At 68.1% G+C, this 3,245-nt stretch carries 3 protein-coding genes; all 3 read left to right on the top strand.

Going from position 1 to position 3,245, the window contains the following annotated elements:
- On the top strand, window positions 1-472 hold a 472-nt coding region (locus AC5RUJ_RS13145; RefSeq protein WP_494155977.1), incomplete at its 5' end, for an IMP dehydrogenase.
- Between the two features lie 331 nt (window positions 473-803).
- Window positions 804-2,147, top strand: coding sequence for a hemolysin family protein (locus AC5RUJ_RS13140; RefSeq protein ID WP_494025622.1), 1,344 nt, complete (start codon window positions 804-806; stop codon window positions 2,145-2,147).
- Between the two features lie 8 nt (window positions 2,148-2,155).
- The gene (locus AC5RUJ_RS13135; protein ID WP_494012449.1) at window positions 2,156-3,205 is read left to right on the top strand and encodes a hemolysin family protein; all 1,050 of its coding nucleotides are present in this window, start codon (window positions 2,156-2,158) and stop codon (window positions 3,203-3,205) included.
- Window positions 3,206-3,245: the final 40 nt, after the last annotated feature.

The following is a 3,245-nucleotide window of genomic DNA, read 5'->3' as shown; positions in this document are numbered from 1 at the left end:
GGAGGCGGCCCGGGAGCTCGGCGCCCACGTGTGGGCCGACGGCGGGGTCCGCTATCCGCGGGATGTCGCCCTGGCGCTGGCGGCCGGGGCCAGCCAGGTGATGATCGGTTCCTGGTTCGCCGGAACGCACGAAAGCCCGGGAGACCTGCTCACGGACAGCAACGGCCGCAAGTACAAGGAAAGCTTTGGCATGGCGTCGGCCCGCGCCGTCCAAAACCGGACCCGGCGGGAGGACGCCTTTGAACGGGCCCGCAAGGCGCTCTTCGAAGAAGGCATTTCGTCCTCCAAGATGTACCTGGACCCGCTGCGCCCCGGCGTCGAGGACCTGCTGGACGGGATCACCGCCGGCCTGCGCAGCTCGCTGACCTACGCCGGCGCACAGAACCTGGTGCAGTTCCGCGAACGCGCCATCGTGGGCGTGCAGTCGGCCGCCGGTTACGAGGAAGGCCGTCCGCTGCCGGAGAGCTGGTAGGACTGCCGCCGGTACGCCGGCGGCAGAACGGCCGCCTGGGACTGCCCCCGGCGTAACCCCGCCTGCTACGCTATTGCCCATAATGGACAGCTATTCTAGGAGCCGGTCCGTGACGCACCCCGCAGGGCAGGCAGCATGCCGGACCGCGGGAGCACAGGCAGCCCAGCAGGGCGCCGCGTGCGAGGCGTCACCCAGCACCGGCAAATCCCGTGCACGCGCCCGTCACACACTTGCCGCCCGCGCGGCCGGTCAGGAGCCTCCTAGTCCGGGCTCGGACGACCCCCCTCCGTTTCCCTCCGACCGCCTGAAGTTTGGGGCGGTGGCGCACTAAATGGAATGGATCCAAATCACCGCCGGCATGCTGCTGATCCTCGGCACCGGCTTTTTTGTCGCCGTGGAATTCGCTCTGGTGGCCCTTGACCAGCCCACCGTGCAGCGCGCCATCGACAACGGCGACCGCGGTGCAGTGCCGCTGATGAAATGCCTGAAGTCCCTCTCCACGCAACTTTCCAGCTGCCAGCTCGGCATCACCCTCACCACGCTGCTGACCGGTTTCCTGATGGAACCGGCCATCAGTTCGCTGCTGCGTCCGCCGCTGACCGCGCTGGGCCTGGCCGAGGCCGTCATCCAGCCGGTGGGCGCGGTGATCGCCATGGTGATCGCCACCCTCCTGTCCATGCTGCTGGGCGAACTCGTGCCGAAGAACGCGTCCATCGCCTTGCCCATGGCGGTCGGCAAGCTGGTGGCCCGGCCGCAACTGATCTTCACCGCGGTGTTCAAGCCGTTCGTGCTGCTGCTCAACGGCTTCGCCAACAAGGTGCTGCACCTGTTCGGGCTGGAGGCCAAAGAAGAGCTGTCCGGCGCCCGCACGCCCTCCGAGCTGGCATCGCTGGTACGCCGCTCCGCGGAAATGGGCACCCTGGATGCCGGGACCGCGAACTTCCTCGCCAAGACCTTGTCTTTCTCCGGCAGGACCGCGGCGGACGTGATGACGCCGCGCATCCGGGTGGAGTTCATCGACGCGGACCAGACCGTTGCCGACCTCATCGCCGCGGCCCGCCGCACCGGCTACTCCCGGTTCCCGGTGCTCGGCGATTCCCCCGACGACGTCCGCGGCGTCGCGCACATCAAGAAGGCGATCGGGGTGCCGCGCAAGAAGCGTCCGCACCTGCCCGTGGGCGCCATCATGGCCGACGTGCTGCGGGTGCCCGAGACGGTGCACCTGGATTCGCTGCTGTCGGAGCTGCGGGCCGCAAACCTTCAGTTCGCCGTGGTGCTCGACGAGTACGGCGGCACCGCCGGCGTGGTGACGCTGGAGGACCTGGTGGAAGAGATCGTGGGCGAAGTCGCCGACGAGCACGACCGGGTGAAGCCCGGCGTGCTGCAGAGCGCCGCCGGAAACTGGTACTTCCCCGGCCTGATGCGTCCGGACGAGGTCAGCGAGCAAATCCCGCAGCTGACCGTGCCCGACGGGGCCAGCTACGAAACGGTCGGCGGCTTCATCATGGCGCAGCTGGGCAGGATTGCGGTGGTGGGGGACACCGTGGCCGTGGACGGGGGCGCGCTGGAAGTCGAGCGATTGGACGGACGGCGGGTGGACCGCGTCCGTTTCATCCCGAGTCCGGCAACCGGTGCGGTGCTGCCTGAGGCCGGCACCGCGGGCGGTGCGCTCTGATGGCCGCCATGGGAATTTTCTGGCTGGTGGTGCTGCTGTTCGCCAACGCGTTCTTCGTCGGCGCCGAATTCGCCGTCATGTCCGCCCGCCGCAGCCAGATCGAGCCGCTGGCCGACAGCGGCTCCAAGCGCGCCAAGACCACGCTCTGGGCCATGGAGCACGTCTCCCTGATGCTGGCCTGCGCGCAGCTGGGCATCACCGTGTGTTCGCTGCTGATCCTGAACGTGGCCGAGCCGGCGATCAAGGAACTGCTGTTGCTGCCGCTGGAGGGCTGGCTGGGCATTCCGCACGAGATCTCCTACGGCATTTCGTTCGCCGTGGCGCTGCTGCTGGTGACGTTCCTGCACGTGACCTTCGGCGAAATGGTGCCGAAGAACATGTCCGTGTCCATGGCAGACAAGGCCGCGCTGCTGCTGGCTCCGCCGCTGGTGGCGGTCTCCAAGGTAGTGCGGCCGGTGATCTCCACCCTGAACTGGACCGCGAACCACTTGCTGCGGGCCGTGCGGATCGAGCCGAAGGACGAGGTCTCTTCCACCTTCACGCTGGAGGAAGTCCAGTCCATTGTGCAGGAATCCACCAGGCACGGGCTGGTCGACGACGACGCCGGACTGATCTCCAGTTCGCTGGAGTTCTCTGCCGTGACCGCCGCCGCCGTGATGGTGCCGCTTGATGAACTGGTCACCATCGGCGTCGACACCACGCCGGAGCAGTTCGAGCGCGCGGTGGGGCGGACCGGGTTCTCCCGGTTTGCCGTGGCCGATGCCAACGACAACCTCACCGGGTACCTGCACCTCAAGGACGTGATGACCATCCCGGAGGACCGGCTCAACAAGACGATTCCGGTCACCAAGGTCCGCACCCTGGCCAACCTGGCGCTCGATGACGAAATTGAGGACGCGCTCGCCGTCATGCAGCGCACCGGCTCGCACCTTGCCCGCGTGCTGGGGTCCGACGGCACCACGCACGGCGTGCTGTTCCTCGAGGACGTGCTGGAAGTGCTGGTGGGCGAGATCCGCGACGAAACGCAGGCCCAGGGACTGCGCCGGACCGGCGAATAGCCCTCGCGTGGCGCGGGGCGGCAGGACCGTTCCGCGCCAC

Source organism: Arthrobacter sp. Y3223164 (assembly GCF_059091005.1).
Note: the sequence above shows the minus strand (reverse complement) of the source record. Positions and strands in the feature narration are given on the sequence as shown.